General features: G+C 66.9%; 19 protein-coding genes. 12 read left to right on the top strand and 7 right to left on the bottom strand.

Features of this window, described 5'->3' with window-relative positions; translation table 11 throughout:
* Window positions 1–133: 133 nt before the first annotated feature.
* From ACMVY4_RS03055 to ACMVY4_RS03030, 6 genes are all read left to right on the top strand, one after another.
* Entirely contained in the window at window positions 134–1,468 is a 1,335-nt protein-coding gene (locus tag ACMVY4_RS03055; RefSeq protein WP_416898725.1) for an aspartate aminotransferase family protein, read from the top strand.
* Window positions 1,469–1,593: 125 nt separating this feature from the next.
* Entirely contained in the window at window positions 1,594–2,199 is a 606-nt protein-coding gene (locus ACMVY4_RS03050; RefSeq protein ID WP_416898724.1) for a TetR/AcrR family transcriptional regulator, read from the top strand.
* Entirely contained in the window at window positions 2,196–3,713 is a 1,518-nt protein-coding gene (locus tag ACMVY4_RS03045) for an acyl-CoA synthetase (protein WP_416898723.1), read from the top strand. The genes ACMVY4_RS03050 and ACMVY4_RS03045 overlap by 4 nt, the downstream gene beginning before the upstream one ends.
* Window positions 3,714–3,862: 149 nt before the next feature.
* Window positions 3,863–4,168: an ArsR/SmtB family transcription factor gene (locus ACMVY4_RS03040; protein ID WP_416898722.1), complete on the top strand. Its 306-nt coding sequence runs from the start codon at window positions 3,863–3,865 to the stop codon at window positions 4,166–4,168.
* Entirely contained in the window at window positions 4,165–4,608 is a 444-nt protein-coding gene (locus ACMVY4_RS03035) for an ArsI/CadI family heavy metal resistance metalloenzyme (RefSeq protein ID WP_416898721.1), read from the top strand. The genes ACMVY4_RS03040 and ACMVY4_RS03035 overlap by 4 nt, the downstream gene beginning before the upstream one ends.
* 25 nt (window positions 4,609–4,633) lie before the next feature.
* Window positions 4,634–5,311 (top strand): DNA-3-methyladenine glycosylase I, encoded by a 678-nt coding sequence (locus tag ACMVY4_RS03030; protein ID WP_416898720.1) that lies wholly within the window; start codon window positions 4,634–4,636, stop codon window positions 5,309–5,311.
* Here the strand turns inward: ACMVY4_RS03030 and ACMVY4_RS03025 are convergent.
* Complete coding sequence (locus tag ACMVY4_RS03025; protein ID WP_416898719.1) at window positions 5,271–5,651, bottom strand: hypothetical protein; 381 nt, start codon at window positions 5,649–5,651, stop codon at window positions 5,271–5,273. The genes ACMVY4_RS03030 and ACMVY4_RS03025 overlap by 41 nt on opposite strands.
* Before the next feature lie 16 nt (window positions 5,652–5,667).
* Here ACMVY4_RS03025 and ACMVY4_RS03020 point away from each other — a divergent pair, with 16 nt between their 5' ends.
* The 5 genes from ACMVY4_RS03020 (at window position 5,668) to gatB (ending at window position 10,494) form a co-directional block, all read left to right on the top strand.
* Window positions 5,668–6,009 carry a hypothetical protein gene (locus ACMVY4_RS03020; RefSeq protein ID WP_416898718.1) on the top strand — a complete coding sequence of 114 codons (342 nt, stop codon included), beginning with the start codon at window positions 5,668–5,670 and terminating at the stop codon, window positions 6,007–6,009.
* Window positions 6,010–6,192: 183 nt separating this feature from the next.
* Window positions 6,193–7,209 carry an LLM class flavin-dependent oxidoreductase gene (locus ACMVY4_RS03015; protein WP_416898717.1) on the top strand — a complete coding sequence of 339 codons (1,017 nt, stop codon included), beginning with the start codon at window positions 6,193–6,195 and terminating at the stop codon, window positions 7,207–7,209.
* 74 nt (window positions 7,210–7,283) lie between these two features.
* Window positions 7,284–7,571 (top strand): Asp-tRNA(Asn)/Glu-tRNA(Gln) amidotransferase subunit GatC, encoded by a 288-nt coding sequence (gene gatC, locus ACMVY4_RS03010; RefSeq protein ID WP_416898716.1) that lies wholly within the window; start codon window positions 7,284–7,286, stop codon window positions 7,569–7,571.
* Window positions 7,568–9,046: an Asp-tRNA(Asn)/Glu-tRNA(Gln) amidotransferase subunit GatA gene (gene gatA, locus ACMVY4_RS03005; protein ID WP_416898715.1), complete on the top strand. Its 1,479-nt coding sequence runs from the start codon at window positions 7,568–7,570 to the stop codon at window positions 9,044–9,046. The genes gatC and gatA overlap by 4 nt, the downstream gene beginning before the upstream one ends.
* Window positions 9,043–10,494 (top strand): Asp-tRNA(Asn)/Glu-tRNA(Gln) amidotransferase subunit GatB, encoded by a 1,452-nt coding sequence (gene gatB, locus ACMVY4_RS03000; protein WP_416898714.1) that lies wholly within the window; start codon window positions 9,043–9,045, stop codon window positions 10,492–10,494. The genes gatA and gatB overlap by 4 nt, the downstream gene beginning before the upstream one ends.
* 383 nt (window positions 10,495–10,877) lie before the next feature.
* Here the strand turns inward: gatB and ACMVY4_RS02995 are convergent, their stop codons facing one another.
* The 5 genes from ACMVY4_RS02995 to ACMVY4_RS02975 form a co-directional block, all read right to left on the bottom strand.
* On the bottom strand, window positions 10,878–13,556 hold the full coding sequence (locus tag ACMVY4_RS02995) for a methyl-accepting chemotaxis protein (RefSeq protein WP_416898713.1): 2,679 nt from the start codon (window positions 13,554–13,556) through the stop codon (window positions 10,878–10,880).
* A 271-nt stretch (window positions 13,557–13,827) separates the two neighbouring features.
* Complete coding sequence (locus ACMVY4_RS02990) at window positions 13,828–14,592, bottom strand: glucose 1-dehydrogenase (protein ID WP_416898712.1); 765 nt, start codon at window positions 14,590–14,592, stop codon at window positions 13,828–13,830.
* Window positions 14,593–14,619: 27 nt separating this feature from the next.
* Window positions 14,620–14,934 (bottom strand): DUF1318 domain-containing protein, encoded by a 315-nt coding sequence (locus ACMVY4_RS02985; protein WP_416898711.1) that lies wholly within the window; start codon window positions 14,932–14,934, stop codon window positions 14,620–14,622.
* The gene (locus tag ACMVY4_RS02980) at window positions 14,934–15,149 is read right to left on the bottom strand and encodes a YnbE family lipoprotein (protein WP_416898710.1); all 216 of its coding nucleotides are present in this window, start codon (window positions 15,147–15,149) and stop codon (window positions 14,934–14,936) included. The genes ACMVY4_RS02985 and ACMVY4_RS02980 overlap by 1 nt, the downstream gene beginning before the upstream one ends.
* Before the next feature lie 116 nt (window positions 15,150–15,265).
* On the bottom strand, window positions 15,266–16,414 hold the full coding sequence (locus ACMVY4_RS02975) for an epoxide hydrolase family protein (RefSeq protein ID WP_416898709.1): 1,149 nt from the start codon (window positions 16,412–16,414) through the stop codon (window positions 15,266–15,268).
* Window positions 16,415–16,463: 49 nt separating this feature from the next.
* Between ACMVY4_RS02975 and ACMVY4_RS02970 the strand changes: the two genes are divergently transcribed.
* Window positions 16,464–17,303 (top strand): enoyl-CoA hydratase, encoded by an 840-nt coding sequence (locus ACMVY4_RS02970; RefSeq protein ID WP_416898708.1) that lies wholly within the window; start codon window positions 16,464–16,466, stop codon window positions 17,301–17,303.
* Window positions 17,304–17,488: 185 nt separating this feature from the next.
* Here the strand turns inward: ACMVY4_RS02970 and ACMVY4_RS02965 are convergent, their stop codons facing one another.
* On the bottom strand, window positions 17,489–19,918 hold the full coding sequence (locus tag ACMVY4_RS02965; RefSeq protein ID WP_416898707.1) for a DUF4962 domain-containing protein: 2,430 nt from the start codon (window positions 19,916–19,918) through the stop codon (window positions 17,489–17,491).
* Window positions 19,919–19,934: the final 16 nt, after the last annotated feature.

Here is a 19,934-nt window from a genome sequence, read left to right as displayed (position 1 = left end):
GGCGCGCAGTCTTGCGCAAGCCGTCGGGCGTTGTCATCCCCGGCCGGCGGCGCAGCAGTGCAGAGCGCCCGGATTGGCTCACGCCCGTATTGCTGCCAGACTTGCCGTCGCCACAACGGGGAGAGCCATCGTCATGTTTCCGGATCCTAAATCGCGGTCGGCCAAGCTGACTCAGCGCGCCATGCAGGTGCTGCCCGATGGTGGCAGCCGTTCGACCATCCGCATGACCCCGCATGCGATCTACGTGAAGGAAGGCCATGGCGGGCGGGTGACCGACGTCGACGGCAACACGCTGCTGGACTTCAACAACAACTTCACGTCGCTGATCCACGGCCACGCCCATCCCCGCGTCGTCGAGGCGATCCAGAAGCAGGCGCCGCTGGGAACAGCCTTCTCCTTCGCGACCGAGGCCGAGATCGAACTGGCCGAGATGCTGACGGCGCGGGTCGAGGGCTTCGACATGATCCGCTTCTGCAATTCCGGCTCCGAAGCGGTGATGAACGCGATCAAGGCGGCCCGCGCCTTCACCGGTCGGCCGCGCATCGCCAAGTGCGAGGGCGCCTATCACGGCTCCTACGATTTCGCCGAGGTCAGCCTGGGCAGTGGACCGGATCACTGGGGCGACGAGACCCGGCCCGAAAGCGTGCCCTACAGCCACGGCACGCCCGGCGGCGTGCTGTCGGACGTGATCGTCATCCCGTTCAACGACGTCGCCCGGGCCGAAGCCATCCTGGACGCCCATGCCGACGAACTCGCCGGCGTGGTGTTCGATCCGGTCTCGACCCAGATCGGGCTGCTGCCGCCGTCGCCGGAGTTCCTGGACATGCTGGTGCGGTTCCGGGAGCGGAGCGGCGCGCTGCTGATCTTCGACGAGGTCATCGCCTTCCGGCAGGGCCATGGCGGGTCGCAGACCCTGCTCGGCGTGACGCCGGACCTGACCGCGCTGGGCAAGATCATCGGCGGGGGCCTTCCGGTCGGCGCGGTGGCCGGTTCGCGGGAGGTGATGAGCGTCTTCGAGGTGAGCGGCGCCAAGGCCCGGCTGCCACATGGCGGCACCTTCAACGCCAACCCGCTGACCATCGTCGCGGGCCGGGCGGCCATGACCGACTGGACGCCGGAGGCAGTCGACAACCTGAACGCGAAAGGGGAGCAGTGCCGCGAGGCGTTGCGCGAGGCGATCCGCATCGCCAACGTCCCCGGTCAGGTCACCGGTTCGGGCTCGCTGTTCCGCATTCACGTGCATGGCCGGCAGATGACGACATACCGGGATACCTATCCGACGGCGGCCGAAGCCGAACGCACCCATGCGCTGGCCCATGGCCTGATCGGCGAGGGCGTCTTCACCTCCACCTACGGTCTCGGTTGTCTCTCGACCTCCACGTCCGACGCGGATGTCGCGCGGCTGGCCGACGCCACGGTCACGGTCTACCGCGCCATGCGGGAGAAGGGCCTGTATGACGCGGATTGATCATTACGCTTCGTATTCGGGCCGTACCTGCTAGTATGATCCTCTACCTTGCGCTGTTAACGGGCAGCAGACCCGGCGGTGCAGGGGGACGGCGGGAGGAGGCCGTCTGAGTAGGGGAGAACAAGATGCGATCCGCGATGCGGGAAGAAATCGCGCAACTCAAGCGCGAGCGGATTCTGGAAGAGGCACGGCAACTCTTTTTCGAGAAGGGCTACCAGGGCACCACGCTGGACGCTGTCGCGCGGCAGCTGGAGGTCACCAAGCCCTTCATCTATTCGCATTTCGACAACAAGGCCGCGCTGCTCGGCGAGATTTCCGAGCGCGGCACGCTGAAGTCGCTGGAGGCGATCACCCACGCCCATGAGGCGGATGGCGATCCGGCCCAGCGTCTGGCGCAGGGCATCCGCGAATTCTGCCAGGTGGTCATCGATCATCAGGCCAACATCGCGACCTATTTCCGCGAGGAACAGTATGTGCCGGAGGCTTCCGCCGCGCGCATCAACGCCTGGCGGGCCGAGATCGACCGGAAGATGGCGGCGCTGGTGCGGGAGGGCGTGGAGGCCGGGGACTTCAAGGTGCCCGACATCAACATCGCCACGCTGGCTATCGGCGGCATGGTCTCATGGATGTTCACCTGGTACCGCAGCGGCGGCCGTCTGAGCGACGAGCAGCTCTGCGACTACATGGTCCAGCTCGCCCTCAGCATGCTGGGCGCCGCACCGCCGGCATGACCGTCGCGCCCGCCTATGACTGGATCCGCCATCATGCGGCGTACACGCCGGATGCGCTGGCCGTGGTCGATCTGCACTCGGGCCGCCGCATGGACTACCGCGCCTTCGACCGGCGGGTGGACGCCTGCGCGAACTTCCTGCGCGAGGGGCTGGGCGTCGGTGTCGGCGACCGCGTCGCCATCCTCGCCCACAATTCCTCCGACCACTTCGAGCTGAAATTCGCCTGCCGCCGCATCGGTGCGATCTTCCTGCCGTTGAACTGGCGGCTGGCCCTGCCGGAGCTGGAGTTCATCGCCGGGGATGCCGAGCCGCGCGTGCTGATTGCGGGTGACGGCTTCATGGAGGTGGCGCGCGCCATCCAGAAGTCCGTCGGCACGCCGCATCTGCTCGACTGTTGCGACGGCGCGGACAGCCGCTATGAGCGCGGACTGGCGAAGTCGGTCGGCCGCGCGGCGGTGGAGCCGCAGACCCATGACGACACCTGGGCGCTGGTCTACACCTCGGGCACCACGGGCCGGCCCAAGGGCGCGCGGCTGACCCATGGCCAGGCCGTCTATCATGCCGTGAACTCGTCCATGGCGGTCGAGATCACCCGCAACACGGTGAACCTTGCCGTCCTGCCGCTGTTCCATGTCGGCGGGCTGCATCTGTTCAGCTGCTGCGTCTTCCATTTCGGCGGCGCGGTTCTGGTCATGCGCACCTTCGATCCCGGCGACTTCCTGGGCTATCTCGCCGACGAGGATCTCGGCATCACCCACGCCTTCGGCGTGCCCACGAATTTCCTCTTCGCCAGCCAGCACGAGGACTTCGCGAAGACCGATCTCAGCCGCCTGGTCTGCGTCGGCGTCGGTGGCGCGTCGCCGCCATTGACCCTGCTGGAGACCTATGCCGAGCGCGGCGTGATCGTTCAGAACGGCTGGGGCATGACCGAGACCTGCACGCTCGGCACGATCATCTCGAAGGACCGGGCGCTGGAGAAGATCGGCTCGTCGGGCCAGGCGGTGATGCACACCTCGCTCCGCATCGTCGACCCGGAGGGCAGGGATGTCGGCACCGACGAGACCGGCGAACTGTGGATCAAGGGGCCGACCATTACGCCGGGTTACTGGAACCGGCCCGACGCCAATGAAAGCTCCTTCACCGACGGCTGGTTCCACACCGGCGACGCGGCGCGCATGGACGAGGAAGGCTTCGTCACCATCGTCGACCGCTACAAGGACATGTTCATCTCAGGCGGCGAGAACGTCTATCCGGTCGAGGTCGAGAACGTGATCTATCAGCTCGACGGGATCGCCGAGACCGCGGTCATCGGCGTCGGCGACGACCGCTGGGGCGAGGTCGGGCGCGCCTTCGTGGTGACGAAGGACGGCTCAAACCTGACCGAGGAGGCCATCGTCGGCCACTGCCGGCAGAACCTCGCGGGCTTCAAGGTGCCGAAGTCCGTCCGCTTCCTCGACGAACTCCCCCACAACGCCACCGGCAAGATCCTGAAGCACCAGTTGCCGCGGGATTGAGGACAGGTTTCATTCGATGGCCCGCAGCGGGTGGCTTTCTCCCGCGCATGGGACATGGATGCCGGCAGCCGTCTCCTTTGCAAACCAGTGACGGCTGTTCAGACGAAATCCGTCTTGACGCCGGCCGTCGTATCTATATATCTAGCGATATGGATAATCTGACCGCATCGGACGCCTTCGCCGCGCTGGGGCATGAAAGCCGCCTCGCCATCCTCCGCTTCCTCGTGGAATGCGGCACGGAAGGCGCGGACGCTTCCACCCTGTCGGCGGAACTCGGCATTCCCTGGACCACGCTCAGCCATCATCTGGACCACCTGAAACGGTCCGGCCTGGTGAACGCCGAGAAGCAGGGCCGCCGGGTGGTCCACACGGCCAGCTTCGAATCCGTGAAATCGCTTTCCACCTTCCTGCTGCAGAACTGCTGCATCAGGCAAACCCGGGAGTCCGCCGCATGAGCCGCCGCCTTCACGTCCATGTTTCCGTCGACGACCTGTCGAAGAACGTTGCCTTCTACTCCACCCTGTTCGCGCAGCAGCCGACCGTCCTGAAGGACGATTACGCCAAGTGGATGCTCGACGATCCGTCGGTGAACTTCGCCATCTCCAACCGCTCGGGCAAGGTCGGCATCGACCATCTCGGCTTCCAGGTCGATACCGATGCCGAAGTCGAGGAGATCGAGGCCCGGCTGCACGAGGCCGAGCAGGTCGTCGCCCCGCAGCGGGACGCCAACTGCTGCTACGCCTATGGCAACAAGTCGTGGTCGCAGGATCCGGCCGGGGTGCCGTGGGAGATCTTCCACACGCTGAAGGACATCCCGATCTTCGGCTCCGACCACCAGCCGCTGGACGAGGTCGCCGGCAAGGAGACGCAGAGCGCCGGCGCCTGTTGCGGCTGAGCCGCCGCCGCGCCACATTTGGCGCATGGAGAGCTTCGCCACCATCCGCGCCCGCGCCGCCGAACGCAAGGGCGGCGAGGACGTCATCGAAGGGCTGATGCCGGACACGCTTCCCGATGCGGAGCTGGCCGGCATCCCCGACGACCGCTGGCTGGCCGGGATGACCCGGGCGGTCTTCAATTCCGGTTTCAACTGGAAGGTGATCGAGGCCAAGTGGGACGGCTTCGAGGCCGCCTTTCACGGCTTCGATCCCGGGCGCGTCGCCTTCATGGACGACGACCGGATCGATGCGCTGACGAAGAACCCCGACATCGTCCGCCATGCGGGCAAGATCACGGCGACGCGGGAGAACGCCGTCTTCGTCACCGGCCTGATCCGCGAGCACGGCTCCGCCGGCGCCTTCTTCGCCAACTGGCCGGCAACCGATCAGGTCGGGCTGATGGAGGTGCTGAAGAAGCGCGGCAGCCGCCTGGGCGGCAACACCGGGCAGTATTTCCTGCGCTTCGCCCGCAAGGACAGCTTCGTGCTCGGCGGCGACGTGGTGAAGGCGCTGATCAAGTGGGGTGCGGTGGAGAAGAACCCGACCTCGAAGCGCGACCTCGCCGCCGTGCAGGCCGCCTTCAACACCTGGCAGGCCGAGAGCGGCCGGACGATGGCCCATATCAGCCGCACCCTCGCCATGTCCGTGGGCGAGGAAGACTAGTGCGATGGCACGTGATCTGGACAAATCCTCCGGTCGATCCGAGATCGACGCCTTCCTGAAGAAGGTCGAGGCGGCGCCGAAGCGCGGCTCGGGCGTGCGCGGGCGGCTGATCTTCGCCATGGACGCCACCGCCAGCCGTCAGGCGCAGTGGGACCGGGCGCTGCATATCCAGGCCGAGATGTTCCAGGCGGCGGAGGAACTCGGCGGGCTCGATATCCAGCTGATCTACTATCGCGGCTTCGGCGAATGCCGGGCCAGCAAATGGTACGCGGACCCGGCCGAACTGCGCCGCGCCATGCTGACCGTGCAGTGCCTGGGCGGCCGGCACCCAGATCGGCAAGGTCCTCTCCCGCGCGATGAAGGAAACGAAGGACAAGCCCGTGCAGGCGGTCGTCTTCGTCGGCGACTGCATGGAGGAAGAGGCGGATCTGCTCTGCGACAAGGCCGGACAGCTTGGCCTGCTGAAGACGCCGCTGTTCATGTTCCACGAAGGCGGCGAACCGCTGGCCGCGGGCACCTTCCGCCAGATGGCCAAGCTCTCCGGCGGCGCCTACTGCCCCTTCAACGCCGCCAGCGCCGAAGCGCTGAAGGAACTCCTCCGCGCCGTCGCCGTCTTCGCCGCCGGCGGGCGCAAGGCCCTCGCCGACCGCTCGAAGGGCAGCCGCCAGGTCGCCGGGCTGCTGCAGCAGCTGAAATAGGCAACGCCGCTCTGGGCAGCGGGATCGGGCCTGTGCCGGACCCCGATCCGGTATCCCGCTGCGCGTGAGAGGGCCCCGAGAAACACCGACCCGTCCCGGGACTTGATCCCGGGACTCGGTCACGGTGGTGCAGGACCTTGATCCTCCCTATCCTTGCTCCGGGGATACAAGGGGAGGACCATGATGGCCAGACCGCCGCTGCGTGTGGGCGTCGCTTACGATTTCCGCAATCCGCCGGATTCGGGCATCGCCAACACCGATCTCTATGCCGCCGTGATGGAGCAGGTCGCCTGGCTGGACGGGCTGGGCGTCGATCTCGTCTGGTTCACCGAGCATCACTTTCTGGAAGACGGCTACCTGCCGTCCTGGATTCCGGTCGCCGGCGCGATGGCGGCGCGGACGAAGCATATCCGCATCTCGTCGGACATCTGCCTGATGCCGTTCCAGAACCCGGTCCGGCTGGCCGAGGACCTCGCCGTGCTCGACAACATCTCCAACGGCCGCATGGAGATCGGCATCGGCATGGGCTACGCGCCGCACGAGTTCCGCGGCTTCGGCATCCCGCTTAAACAGCGGCTCTCGCGCACCGAGGAAGGCATCGAGGTGCTGCAGCGCTGCTTCACCGGCGAGACATTCAGCTTCCACGGCAAGCGCTACACCTTCGAGGACGTGAAGATCACGCCGGGCTATGTGCAGCCGGGCGGCCCGCCGATCTGGATCGCCGCCATGTCGGAAGCCGGCGCCCGCCGGGCGGCGCGCTTCGGCGCCAACCTGCTGCCGCAGGGGCCGCGCGATCAGGTGCTGGACCCGTGGCGCGCCGACATGCAGGCCGCCGGGCGCAACCCGGACGAACGGCGGGTCGGCATCATCCGCTCCTGCCTGGTGACCGACGATCCCGCCCGCGACTGGCCCGCCATCAAACAGGCCGAGCGCTACCGGATGGAGGTCTATCTCCGCTTCAACCGCGAATCCGGCGACGGTCTGTCTTCGACGCGCGACGACGAACGCATCCCCCAGACCTGGGTGGTGGGCGACGCCGACCACTGTGTCGCCGAACTGGCCGCCTATGTCCGCGAGCACGGCATCACCGACATCGTCACCTGGGGCGTGCCGCCGGGCATGACCACGGACCAGATGAACCCGCACCTGGAACGCTTCGCCACCGAAGTCGCCCCGCGGTTGAAGGCGGCGGTCGCCTGAGATCGCCGATCCCCTTGCCGCCCCCGCGGGCCGCTGCTACGTAGCGGCTTTCTCAGACCAACAGCGGAAACGGCATGTCACTGGACAGGGAAACGGTCAGGCGCGTGGCCAAGCTCGCGCGGATCCGGGTGGACGAGCATCGTCTCGACGAACTGGCTCCGGAGCTGAACCAGATCATCGGCTTCGTGGAGCAGCTGGACGAGGTACAGACCGAGGGCGTCGAGCCCATGACCTCGGTCGCGAAGCAGAAGCTGCGCTGGCGCGCCGACGAGATCACCGATGGCGGCAGGGCCGCCGAAGTGACCGGCAACGCCCCGGCCTCCGACATGAACTTCTTCGCCGTGCCGAAGGTGGTGGAATGAGCGATCTGACCGAACTGACGCTGGCCGAGGCCCGCGACGGGCTGGCGAAGGGCGACTTCACCTCGGTCGAGCTGACCGAGGCCTACAACGCCGCCGTCGCCGCGGCGCGTCCGCTGAACGCCTTCATCACCGAGACGCCGGAGATGGCCGTCGAGATGGCGAAGGCCTCTGACGCGCGGCGCGCGAAGGGCGAGGCCGGCGCGATGGAAGGCCTGCCGATCGGCATGAAGGACCTGTTCTGCACGAAGGGCGTCCTGACCACAGCCGCGAGCCACATCCTGGACGGCTTCCACCCGCCCTATGAAAGCACGGTCAGCCAGAACCTCTGGGACGCCGGCGCGGTCATGCTGGGCAAGCTGAACCTCGACGAGTTCGCCATGGGCTCGTCCAACGAGACCAGCTACTACGGCACCGCCGTGAACCCCTGGGCGCCGGACGGCGACAACCGCAAATACGTGCCCGGCGGCTCGTCGGGCGGCTCGGCGGCGTCCGTGTCCTCGCATTGCGCCATCGCGGCGACCGGCACCGACACCGGCGGCTCGATCCGCCAGCCCGCCGCCTTCACCGGCATAGTGGGCGTGAAGCCGACCTATGGCCGCTGCTCCCGCTTCGGCATCGTCGCCTTCGCCTCCTCGCTGGACCAGGCCGGGCCGATGACGCGGACCGTGCGCGACGCGGCCATCATGCTGGGCGCGATGGCCGGGTTCGATGCGAAGGATTCGACGTCGGTCGACATGCCGGTGCCGGATTTTGAGGCAGCGCTGACCGGCGACATCCGCGGCCTGAAGATCGGTATTCCCGCCGAGTACCGCATGGACGGCATGCCCGAGGAGATCGAGGCGCTCTGGCACAAGGGCGAGGCGATGCTGAAGGACGCCGGCGCGGAGATCGTGCCGATCAGCCTGCCGCACACCAAATACGCGCTGCCCTGCTACTACATCGTCGCCCCGGCCGAGGCCTCGTCGAACCTGGCCCGCTATGACGGCATGCGCTACGGCCTGCGCATCGACGGCAGCGACCTGACCGACACCTACGAGAAGACCCGCGCCGAGGGCTTCGGCGACGAGGTACAGCGCCGCGTCCTGATCGGCACCTACGTGCTGTCGGCGGGCTATTACGACGCCTATTACCTGAAGGCGCAGAAGGTCAGGACGCTGATCCTGCGCGACTTCGAGCAGGCCTTCGAGAAGGTCGATGCCATCCTGACGCCGACCACGCCCTCGGCCTCCTTCGCGCAGGGCGAGAAGTCGGGCGATCCGATCGCGATGTATCTGAACGACATCTTCACGGTGCCGGCTTCCATGGCCGGCCTGCCCGGCGCGTCGGTGCCGGTGGGGCTCTCGAAGGAAGGCATGCCGCTGGGGCTGCAGATCCTCAGCCCGGCCTTCGACGAGGCGACGCTGTTCCGTGTCGCCGGGGTGCTGGAGAGCGCCGCCGGGTTCGACGCGAAGCCGAAGAAGTGGTGGGTGAAATGAGCACGATCCAGGGCGCCACGGGCGAGTGGGAATACGTCATCGGGCTGGAGATCCACGCCCAGGTGACCTCGAACGCCAAGCTGTTCTCCGGCGCGCCGACCGCCTTCGGCGCCGAGCCCAACAGCCAGGTCAGCTTCGTCGATGCCGGCCTGCCGGGCATGCTGCCGACCATCAACGCCCACTGCGTCGAGCAGGCGGTGAGGACCGGCATGGGGCTGAACGCCGAGATCAACCTGCATTCGGTGTTCGACCGGAAGAACTATTTCTACCCGGACCTGCCGCAGGGCTATCAGATCAGTCAGTTCAAGCAGCCGGTCGTCGGCCGCGGCAAGATCACCATCGAGCTCGGCGACGGCGAGACCAAGGACGTGGGCATCGAGCGGCTGCATCTGGAACAGGACGCCGGCAAGTCGGTGCACGACCAGCATCCGTCCATGTCCTATGTCGACCTGAACCGCTCCGGCGTCGCGCTGATGGAAATCGTCTCCGATCCCGACATGCGCTCGCCGGAAGAGGCCTCGGCCTATGTCGAGAAGATTCGCCAGATCGTGGTCTATCTCGGCACATGCGACGGCGTCATGGCCGAGGGCTCGCTGCGCGCCGACGTGAACGTCTCCGTTCGCAAGCCGGGCGACGGATACGGCACGCGCTGCGAGATCAAGAACGTGAACTCCATGCGCTTCATCCGCCAGGCCATCGAATACGAGGCGCGGCGCCAGATCGACATTCTGGAAGACGGCGGCTCGATCGATCAGGAAACCCGCCTGTTCGATCCGAACAAGGGCGTCACCCGGTCCATGCGGTCCAAGGAAGAGGCGCATGACTACCGCTACTTCCCGGATCCCGACCTGCTGCCGCTGGAACTGGATCCGGAGTGGGTGGAGCGTGTCCGCGCGGCCCTGCCAGAATTGCCGGACGCCAAGAAGGTGCGGTTCATGTCGGAGTACGGCCTGTCGGAATACGACGCGCGGACGCTGACGTCCGAGCGCCCGTCGGCCGACTATTACGAGGCAGTGGCGAAGGGCCGTGACGCAAAGCTGGCGTCGAACTGGGTGACGACGGACCTGTTCGGCTTCCTCAACAGGACCGGCCATGACATCACGGACAGCCCGATCAAGGCCGCGCAGCTGGGTCAGCTGATCGACCGCATCTCCGACAAGACCATCTCCGGCCGCATCGCCAAGGAGGTCTTCGAGATCATGTGCGAGACCGGGCAGGACCCGGACGCCATCATCGAGGAGAAGGGCCTGAAACAGGTCACCGATACCGGCGCCATCGAGGCGGTCGTCGATCAGGTGATCGCCGAGAACCCGGACAAGGTGGCCCAGGTCCAGGGCGGCAAGGAGAAGCTGCTCGGCTGGTTCACCGGCCAGGTGATGAAGGCCTCCGGTGGCAAGGCCAATCCCCAGGCCGTCAACGAGATCCTGAAGGCGAAGATCCTGGGCTGACGCCTGGCCCGTTTTCGCTGCCGTCCCCGGGCCAGATCCGGGGACCTGAGGGCTGAACCGCCGCGGCGTTCGCGGCAAGCCAACCACCTTGCGGAACAGCACCCCCCGGACCCCCGCGTGTCGCTGCGCGCCAGCGGGGGTGACCACTCAGGGTGTCATCCCCGATCGAGCGTCAGCGAGACTCGGGGATCCGGTCAGACCATCCGTCCTGCGCGAAGGCGGCCCCAAACTTGCCGTCCCCGGGCTCGACCCGGGGACCTGTCCTTGCCACAGCCGAGGCGGTTGAATCCTGCAGCCCCCGGGTCAGGCCCGGGGGCTGCAGGTGTTGGACGCTGCCCAACCCTCCCCCTCGGCAGGGGAGGCTCGAGCGGAAGGGTTATGCGCTAGGCTGCGCGGACCTTGCCGAGGAAGTCGTCGACCACACGGCGCAGGTCGGTGGACGAGCTGTTCAGCACATCCGTGCCCTGCAGCACGCCCGACGAGGCGACGCCGGTCTGTTTCGACGCCTGCGACAGCTCGACGATCCGCTGCGAGACCGCCAGGACCGCTTCGGCGGCATCGCGGCTGGAGCCGGAGATGTCACTGATCGCGGCCACCTGCTCCTCGACCGCCGCGGCCACCATGACGTTGGTGGTGTGCAGCTGCTCGATGCGCTGGCGGATCATCTGGATCGCCTCGGCCGAATGGCTGCTGGCGCTGCGGATGCCTTCCACCTGGGCGCGGATCTCGCCGGTCGCCGCGGTGGTCTGGTCGGCCAGTTCCTTGACCTCGGTGGCGACGACCGCGAAGCCCTTGCCCGCCTCGCCGGCGCGCGCGGCCTCGATGGTCGCGTTGAGCGCCAGCAGGTTGGTCTGGGCGGCAATGTCGCTGATCAGGTCGACCACGCTGCCGATTTTCTCGGCGGCCGAGGACAGCGACGTCATGGCCTCGTCGGTCTTGCCGGCCTCCTGCACCGCCTGATCGGCGGCGGTGGCGGCTTCGATGACCTTCTGGCCGACTTCCTGGACGGCGGACGCCAGTTCGGTGGCGGTCGCCGAGACGGCCTGGACGTTCTCGGTGGCGCGCTTGGCGGCTTCGGAGACGTTCTCGGCCTCGACGCTGGCCGATTCGGCCAGGCCCGACATGTCGCCGGCGGTCGAACGCATCGACTGCGCGGCGCTGGCGACGCTCTCGACGACGCCCAGGACACCGGATTCGAATCCGTCGGCCATGTTGTGCATGGCCAGGCGCTTCTCTTCCGCAGCCTGGCGGGCGTCCTCGATCCGCTGCTGCTCCATGCGCCGCATCTCGACGGCGTTGGCGCGGAAGACACGGACGGCGTCGGCCATCCGGCCCAGCTCGTCGCGGTTGCGGTACTTCGGCAGCCGGGCCTCGAGGTCGCCATCGGTCAGCCGGCCCATGACCTGTTCCAGCGCCTTCAGCTGGCGCACGACGCCGTTGCGGACAAGCAGCCAGCCGAGCAGCACCGCCATCAGCAGGGAACCGCCGGCCACGATGCTGAGCACGATGACGTTCAGATCCAGCGTCTGCTGCACGTCGGCGGCGGTGGCGTCGCCGGCGGCGGTCGCGCGGGTCACCATCTGCTCCATCGCACCGGTCAGGAAATTGGCGATGGTCGCCGTCTGAAGCATGGCGGTTTCGGCCTCGTTGACGGCCGACAGTTCGGCAATCCGCAGCGCGGGCACACCGGTGTCGCCCTTGCCGTAGGCGAACAGCTTGCCGGCGGCCTGCACGATCTCGCTGTCCTCGCCGAGGCGGGCCGCGCGGGCGCCTTCCATGACGCCCTCTGCGGCGGCTTCCACATCCTTCAGCGAATACTCGACGCTCGCGGCACTGTCGGCGGATGCAATCTTGAGCATCAGGCCTTCATAGAGGTTGGCCTGCGCGACCATTGTCAGCAGCCCCCGGATGCGGTTGACGTCGTTGATCACCAGATCGGAGACCGTTTCGGAGGTCTTGTAGGCGATGTTGTCGCCGCCGACTTCCAGATCGAAAGTCGCGTCGTCGACGATCTCGGCGGTCGTCGCGATCAACTGTCCGGAGACGGCGTTCATGTCCTGATCGAGCTGCGCGCGCTTCTCGCGGGTGTCCTGCCGGACGGCGAATGAGAAATCGAGCTCCTTGTTGCGGACGTCGAACACGCCGCCCTCGCGGCCGCCGATCTCGACCATGGCCATGGCGGCCTGGCGAAGCTCGTCATTCTGGCCGCCCTCGGGCAGCGAGGCCAGCGCCTTCTTCAGCTCCGCGGCGGCGGCGCCGAAGCGTTCGCGCAGCGGCGGCAGGCCGTCCAGTTCGTCAACCTGCAGCGTCTGGGCGGCGATCAGGCGGAGCTCCGCCGACAGCGCCCGGACCTTCAGGCTGGCAGACACGGTCTGCACCTCGTTGTCCATAAGGCCGCGCACGCCTTCGCGGTTGGCCTCGGTCGCCTTCTCGATGGCGTTGATCATCTCGGTGCGAGCGGCATCGACGGCCGGGTTCAGCAGGTCGATCAGATCGAGATAGGCATAATAGGCATCCGCCATCGCGTTCTTGCGGGCGTCGTAGGCTTTCAGCCGGACCTGAACCTGCCGGTCCAGGATGTCGATCTTGCCTGCCAGATCGTCGGTCAGGCCGGCAGCGTCATCCGCGCCTTCGACGCCGCGTCCGGAAATGAGTGTCACATGCTTCTTGAGCCGGTCGAATTCCTCGTCGATCGCGCTGCGGATGCCCTTGCGCTCGGCGTCGGTCTTCACGACGGCGAGACGAGGGGCGTTGGCGACGATCAGCGCGCCAGACTGCGAGGACAGCAGGGATTCGACCACGACCGGTATCGATTCGCCGGTCAGCCGGGTCAGGGCATTGCCCGCGTCGCGGAACGACAGCACGGCGATGCCGCCGGCCACCAGGGTTGCTGCAGCGATGGCGCCGAACGCCACATAGAGCTTCGGGCCGACGCCGACGCTCCGGAGAAATCCGAAAGCGCCGCCGCGGCTGTTGTTGCCGCCGGCCTCGTCGTCATTGGCTGCCTTGTCACGCTTCTGGTCATCGCCGCGCTTGATGATGCGGCCGATCGCATTGCCCATTCTGCTACTGTCCTGTTCGCTGCGCCGCCGGTCCGAAACCGGCTTTCGACTGTTTCCCCGTTTCCGGGCGGCCGTTCAGGTGGCCGTCCGGTGCCGTCTCCTTCACCGCTTCGTCAGGTTCCGGCGCCGGCAGCGTGCCGGACCGAATCCCGTCAACCTGCGGTTGGGCGAGGCGGGGATTTTTGCGCGAAGGCCTTAAGAAACTGCGAACGGTTGGCAACCGGAACGATTGTGCTGATCCAGTGCGAAAATCGTCAGAGGTAGCAGGGGCTTACAGCTTGACGGTCATTCCGCCGTCGACATAGAGCATGTGCCCGGTCACGTAGGACGCCGCCTCGGAGGCCAGAAAGATGGCCGCGCCGGCGATTTCCTCGGGCCGCGCCCAGCGGCCGACCGGCGTCCGGCTCTCGACCATGGCGGTGAATTCCGCGTCGGCCATCAGCGGCGCGTTGAACTCGGTCCCGAAGTAGCCCGGACCGATGCCGTTGACGTTGATGCCCATCGGCGCGAGTTCCACGGCCAGCGACTTGGTCAGGCCGGCGACCGCATGCTTGGTCGCCGCATAGGAGGAGATGTTGGGCCGGGCGATGGTGCTCATCACCGAGCCGATATTGATGATCCGGCCGTAGCCGCGCTCGGACATGTGCCGCGCGGCCTCTCGGGCCAGCACGTAGAGCGAGATCAGGTTGGTCTCGACCACATGGCGGTAGTCGTCGGTGTTGCTCTCGAGCAGCGGCGCGCGGTGGATGGCGCCGGCATTGTTGACCAGAATGTCCAGACGCCGGCGGTCCCTGATCACCGAATTCACGACCTCGATGCAGGCGGCCTCGTCGGTGACGTCCAGCAGGCGGTAGTCGGCCTTGCCGCCCTTGGCCTCGATCTCGGTGACGAGTTCCTGCAGCGGCTCTTCCGTGCGCGCGGCGACGAAGACGGTCGCGCCGGCGGAGGCCAGCCCCAGCGCCATGGCGCGGCCGAGCCCCTTGCTGCCGCCGGTGACGAGCGCGATGCGGTTATCGAGTCTCAGCTGTCCGAACATGATCCCCTCCCGGAACGAAGGAGAGTCTTATTGCCGCCAGCGGCCGTTCCTGTCCAGAAACCATGTGCCCTGCGGCGAGGTTCCGCGGATCTGTTCGGCATAGACCTGGCCGACCTGTTCCACGCCGACGCCCTGTTCCTTCGCGCGCTGGCGGTAGATGTCCAGCCGCTGCTGGTTGACCTGGTCGACGAAGCCGGCGGCGGCGGGATCCCGCGCGACGGCGAGGCCGTCATAGCGCTCCCCGACCGAGCCGTTGGCGCGCAGCGCATCGAGCGACTGCGCCGAGGCAGCGCCGGCCAGCCCCAGCACCAGGGCCAGGGCAAGAATGATCGTGCGGAACATCAGAAAATCCCCGGATTCTTCGCCACGTCCGTCTTCGCCTTTTCTTCAAGCCGCACGCGCACATCGGCGTCAAGCTTGATGTTCAGGTTGACGGTAATCGGTTCCTGCGGCGCCTGCACCGCGACCGTCGGTGTGCAGGCCGACAGGGCGGCTGCCAGCGCCACGGCCAGGCCGAGTGCCCTTGTTGTTGTTCTTGTTTCTGCCAGCTCGTTCATCTCGATCCATCCGTCTGGGGCGGCGGCCGCCCGGGTCTACGCCTATATGGGGCTTCCTGCTCGCCGCCAGAATGCGTTGCGTTACTGAACCGCATCTGAACCGCCGAAGCCGTGCCTCAGAGCACCAGACGGGCGAAGTCGCGGATGTCGTCGGCCAGCAGGTCCGGCTCCTCCATCGCCGCGAAGTGCCCGCCCTTCGGCATGTCCGTCCAGTGCACGACATTGGCCATGCGCTCGACCCATTGCCGCGGCGGCACGGCGAAGATGTCGCCCGGAAACCGGGCCACGCCGACCGGCGTCTCGATTCGCTGGCCCTCGTCGGGGCCGAAATTCCTGCCCAGCGGGATCGAGCAGTACATCCAGGTCGAGCTGTTGATCGTGCCAGTGAACCAGTAGAGCGCGATGTTGGCCAGCAGCCGGTCCTTCGGGAATCGGCTCTCGATATCGCCATGGGTGTCGCCCCAGGTGCGGAACTTCTCGGCGATCCAGCCGGCAAGGCCCGCGGGCGAATCGGTGAGGCCGTAGGCCAGGGTCTGCGGCTTGGTGCCCTGGATCGCCTGATAGGCGGTTTCGGTGGCCATGGCTGCCTTGCGGCTCTCGATCCAGGCCAGTTCCTCCGCGTCCGGCGCCCGTTCGCCGCTGACATTCGCCGGCCGCATGATCCACATGTTGTGATGCGCGCCGATGCAGACATCGCCGTGATCGGCCGCCAGCCATGACGTGACCAGCGAGCCCCAGTCGCCGCCCTGGGCGATGAAGCGTTCGTGGCCCAGCACGTCGACCATCAGCGTCCGCCACATGCGGGCGACGTCGCGGCAGTCGATCGGCTGCTTCGGTGCGCCGGAAAAGCCGTAGCCCGGCAGGCTCGGCGCGATCACGGTGAAGCCCTCTTCCGGATCGCCGCCGAAGCGGCCGGGATGGGCCAGCTTCTCGATGATCTCCAGGAACTCGACGACCGATCCGGGCCAGCCATGGGTCAGCAGCAACGGGACCGGATTTGCGCCCGAGCCCTTCTCCACCATGAAGTGGATATCGACGCCCTCGATCTCGGTGGTGAAGTTGTCGAAGCGGTTGATCTGCCGTTCCACGGCGCGCCAGTCGAACGCCGTCTCCCAGTACGCGCAGAGTTCCTTCACATAGGCCATGTCGGCGCCATAGGCCCAGCGGTCGGCGGCCGGCTCCTCACGCGGCCAGCGCGTGGCGGCCAGCCGGGCCTTCAGGTCTGCGATTTCGTCGTCGCTGACATGGATTTCGAACGCTTTCATCGCCCTCCCCCCTGGGCCATCATCGACGCAACCATCAGGGGAGGATGATATGGGTTTCTCGGAAATTCTCTACGAAAAGGACGGCCCGGTACTGACCATCAGCCTGAACCGGCCGGAGCAGCTCAACGCCTGGACGCGGGTCATGGAGCGCGAGGTCCACGAGGCCATGACCGAGGCGACGAAGGATGACAGCGTGCGCGCCATCATCCTGACCGGCGCGGGACGCGGCTTCTGCGCCGGGGCGGACATGAACCTGCTCGGGGGCCTGCAGGACGAGGCGGAGAAGGCGAAGAGCCGGATCCAGACCGTCATGCCGGTGAACAATTCCATTCCCGGCGGGCTGCAGCTCAGCCGCGACTACGGCATGCGCTACACCTATTTCCCGACCGTGCCGAAGCCGATCCTTGGCGCGATCAACGGCCCCTGCGCAGGCCTCGGCATGGTCATGGCGCTCTATTGCGACATGCGCTTTGCATCGGATTCGGCGGTCTTCACCACCGCCTTCTCGCGCCGCGGCCTGATCGCCGAGCATGGCATTTCCTGGATGCTTCCGGCGCTGGTGGGCCACGCCAATGCGCTGGACCTGCTGATGTCGGCCCGCAAGGTCCGCGCGGACGAGGCGAAGGAAATGGGTCTGGTCGGCCGCATCATTGAAACTGAAAAGTTCATGGACGAATGCCGCGCCTATGCCGAGGAATTGGCGACCATGGTCTCGCCCCGATCGATGCGGGTGATGAAGGCGCAGGTCTACACCGCCCTGCACCAGAACCTGGAAAGCGCCATCCTGACCGCGAATTCGGAGATGCCCGGCAGCTTCGAATCAGACGACTTCAGGGAGGGCGTCGCCCACTTCGTCGAGAAACGCGCGCCGGCGTTCAGCGGGACATAGCTTCTCCTCCTGCCGTCCCCGGGCCTGACCCGGGGACCTGGGACGGCAACGCCGCGGCGGTTGAACCCCGAGGCCCCCGGGTCAGGCCCGGGGGCTTCAGAGTCTTGCAGTGTGCCCCTGGCTGATGCCATGCAACTGCCGCTGTCCCGGATCCCGGCTCAGGGCCGGGATGACGCCGAGGCGAATCAGTTCGCGGCCAGCTGGCCGACCTTCTTCGCGGGGATCGGGCATTGTGCGCCGGCAGCCACCGGGCCGAGCGGCGTGACGACGGCGCCGTCGCCGGTGATCTCGACCGCGTTGTTGCCGGCCAGCACGCGGAATCCGCCGCCCTCGAGGGGTTCCGGTTCGCCGAACTCGGCGCCGGTGCAACCGAGATCGACGGCGACGAGGAACTGCGCCTCGGTGGACTTCTCGGTCGTCGCCAGCGTCACGTGCCACTGGTTCTTCCAGTCCGGCACGAAGAAGGGATCCGGGTCCTCGGGGAAGGCGTCGGTCTGGCTGGTGGTGAAGTCCGGCGCCGCGAGCACGCGGAAACAGGCCTGGCCCTCGCCCTTTGTGATCTTCAGCCGGCCCGGGGCCTCCTCGATGATCGCTTCCCAGGCATGCAGGTTCCACTCCCAGGTGCGTGGCTCGTCCGAGGCGAGATCGTCATGGATCAGCGCCATGCCGGGCCGGATATGCGCGATGGTGCGCTTCGCCTTCGTCAGCGCGCCCATATAGGCCGCGGTCGCGTCGCCGGTGGCCATGTCATGTCCGCTGCAGCGGGCGAAGTTGGTGATCTTCCCCTGCGCCGCGCGCTCCTGCTCCGGCTGACCCTGCCCGCCGTCGAAGGTGATGGCGTTGTGCGCCTTCGTCTGCATGGTCCAGGCGAGATGGTGCTTCGATTTCCATGTGTCGTAGTAGCCGCTGTCGATGGCGAGCGATTCCCGGCGGCCGTTGATGATGAAGCTGTTCTGGTCGGCGTGGCTGTGGCTGAAGCTGCCATAGGGGCTGGACTTGAACAGGATCGAATAGCGTTCCGGATCGTCCAGCTCCGAATGCATCACCACCCAGCCGATGGACGGGAAGATCGCCGTGTCCGGCAGGTCCGGATGCGAGGCGGCAAGGAAGGGGCGTTCCGGCTGCTCGTAGAGCGGGCCGTAGAGATGCAGGTAGAACTCCTGCCGCTCCGGCTCCCACTGGCTGGCGAAGCGCCGGCTGATCGGTGTGTCGATCCGCTGGCGGTACATCATCGCCACAAGGGCCCAGATGTCGGGAAAGTGGTTCTCGCCGCCGTCGCCGAAGGCGGAGTTCGGCGTGCCCGGCGGCACCAGATAGCTGAAGAAGACGCCGGCCTGCTTCGGCCAGCCCATCTGGGCTGGATCGACGCCGATGGCGTTCCGGATGATGTCCCAGTAGTGCATGTTGTTGACGGCGTCCCAGATGCCGTAGTTCACGCCGTTGCCGAAGCCGCCGTCCTCGCCGCCCCAGGGATTGTTGACGGCCAGATAGATCGGATAGGTGCGGAAGAACCAGTTGCGCGCTCGGGGTGTGTCCTTCGCCATCAGCGAGGCGATGGCGGTCACCGCGCCGGCCTGCCGGAAGCCGTGGCTGTTGTAGGGCTTGAACTCCAGCGCGCGGCGCGGATTCACGACATATTCGTCGAAGGCCGCCTGGGTGCGGTACTCGATCATACGCCGCAGCTCGGCCTCGGTCGCCTCGTCCATGTGCTTGTGGGTGATGTCGTAGACCAGCGCCAGCGCCAGCGCGATCCGGAGGTTCGACAGATCCGAGGAGCGCACGCCGGTCGAATGGTCGGGATCCCACGACGCCAGCACCATCGCCCGGCGCCAGGCTTCCTTCATCTGCGCCTCATCGCGGGTCAGGTGATAGGTGTAGACCGTGGTCCCGAGCTGAACGGTGGCCTTGTTCACGACCTGGGCGATGAACTTCGCGACGCGGATGCGCTCGTAGAAGTCCTCGACCTCGAAGGTGGCGGTCGGCGGTTCCGGGTCCAGTTCGCCATTGATGAAGTTCTCGCCGACGTTCTTCAGCACATCAGCGAAGATCGGCTTCCGCTCGCCCTGGCGCAGGTCGCGGCGAAGCTCGTTGAAGCCCTCCTTGCCGGGGAAGCTGCGGGGGTGCCGCGCCGCCGTCGCGCGCTCCCAGGCCTCCTGCACCGATGGCGCGACGAAGACATGCGCCTTCTCGTGGATCCGGAAGTTGCGCCAGCCGCTCCAGCCCTCCGCGCCGCTGCGGTCGTGCCAGCGGCGGGCGCGCCAGCGCCACGGCCCCTGCGCCAGCGGCGCGTTGAGCTGCAGGTGATTGTATTCGGTGATCCGGTGCACGGTCTCCGTCTGACCGTCCAGCGCTTCGATCTCGACTTCGTAGTTAAGGTCCTCGCCGCCGTAGCGCCAGCGGAAGACCGGCGGGTTCTGGACCACCACGGCTTCGTTGAACGGGTAGACGGGCATCTCCAGCGCCGTCTCGGGCGACAGCCAGTCGCTGACCTCGTTCGTCTCCGGCAGGGTCTCGATATAGTAGAGCCACGGGTCGGGGCGGTCCTCGGCATGTCCCGTCCAGAATGCGGCGCTCATGCAAAACAGGAACAGGCCGAGCGTGATACGTCGCATCATGGGAACTCCGGTTACG

Source organism: Minwuia sp. (genome assembly GCF_048007105.1).
In the GTDB taxonomy this organism is placed as follows: Bacteria; Pseudomonadota; Alphaproteobacteria; order Minwuiales; family Minwuiaceae; genus Minwuia.
Note: the sequence above shows the minus strand (reverse complement) of the source record. Positions and strands in the feature narration are given on the sequence as shown.

Coding starts and splice junctions, on each gene's coding strand:
- ACMVY4_RS03055 (WP_416898725.1), top strand. CDS start 134: ATGTTTCCGGATCCTAAATCGCGGTCGGCCAAGCTGACTCAGCGCGCC.
- ACMVY4_RS03050 (WP_416898724.1), top strand. CDS start 1,594: ATGCGATCCGCGATGCGGGAAGAAATCGCGCAACTCAAGCGCGAGCGG.
- ACMVY4_RS03045 (WP_416898723.1), top strand. CDS start 2,196: ATGACCGTCGCGCCCGCCTATGACTGGATCCGCCATCATGCGGCGTAC.
- ACMVY4_RS03040 (WP_416898722.1), top strand. CDS start 3,863: ATGGATAATCTGACCGCATCGGACGCCTTCGCCGCGCTGGGGCATGAA.
- ACMVY4_RS03035 (WP_416898721.1), top strand. CDS start 4,165: ATGAGCCGCCGCCTTCACGTCCATGTTTCCGTCGACGACCTGTCGAAG.
- ACMVY4_RS03030 (WP_416898720.1), top strand. CDS start 4,634: ATGGAGAGCTTCGCCACCATCCGCGCCCGCGCCGCCGAACGCAAGGGC.
- ACMVY4_RS03020 (WP_416898718.1), top strand. CDS start 5,668: ATGAAGGAAACGAAGGACAAGCCCGTGCAGGCGGTCGTCTTCGTCGGC.
- ACMVY4_RS03015 (WP_416898717.1), top strand. CDS start 6,193: ATGGCCAGACCGCCGCTGCGTGTGGGCGTCGCTTACGATTTCCGCAAT.
- gatC (WP_416898716.1), top strand. CDS start 7,284: ATGTCACTGGACAGGGAAACGGTCAGGCGCGTGGCCAAGCTCGCGCGG.
- gatA (WP_416898715.1), top strand. CDS start 7,568: ATGAGCGATCTGACCGAACTGACGCTGGCCGAGGCCCGCGACGGGCTG.
- gatB (WP_416898714.1), top strand. CDS start 9,043: ATGAGCACGATCCAGGGCGCCACGGGCGAGTGGGAATACGTCATCGGG.
- ACMVY4_RS02995 (WP_416898713.1), bottom strand. CDS start 13,556: ATGGGCAATGCGATCGGCCGCATCATCAAGCGCGGCGATGACCAGAAG.
- ACMVY4_RS02990 (WP_416898712.1), bottom strand. CDS start 14,592: ATGTTCGGACAGCTGAGACTCGATAACCGCATCGCGCTCGTCACCGGC.
- ACMVY4_RS02985 (WP_416898711.1), bottom strand. CDS start 14,934: ATGTTCCGCACGATCATTCTTGCCCTGGCCCTGGTGCTGGGGCTGGCC.
- ACMVY4_RS02980 (WP_416898710.1), bottom strand. CDS start 15,149: ATGAACGAGCTGGCAGAAACAAGAACAACAACAAGGGCACTCGGCCTG.
- ACMVY4_RS02975 (WP_416898709.1), bottom strand. CDS start 16,414: ATGAAAGCGTTCGAAATCCATGTCAGCGACGACGAAATCGCAGACCTG.
- ACMVY4_RS02970 (WP_416898708.1), top strand. CDS start 16,464: ATGGGTTTCTCGGAAATTCTCTACGAAAAGGACGGCCCGGTACTGACC.
- ACMVY4_RS02965 (WP_416898707.1), bottom strand. CDS start 19,918: ATGATGCGACGTATCACGCTCGGCCTGTTCCTGTTTTGCATGAGCGCC.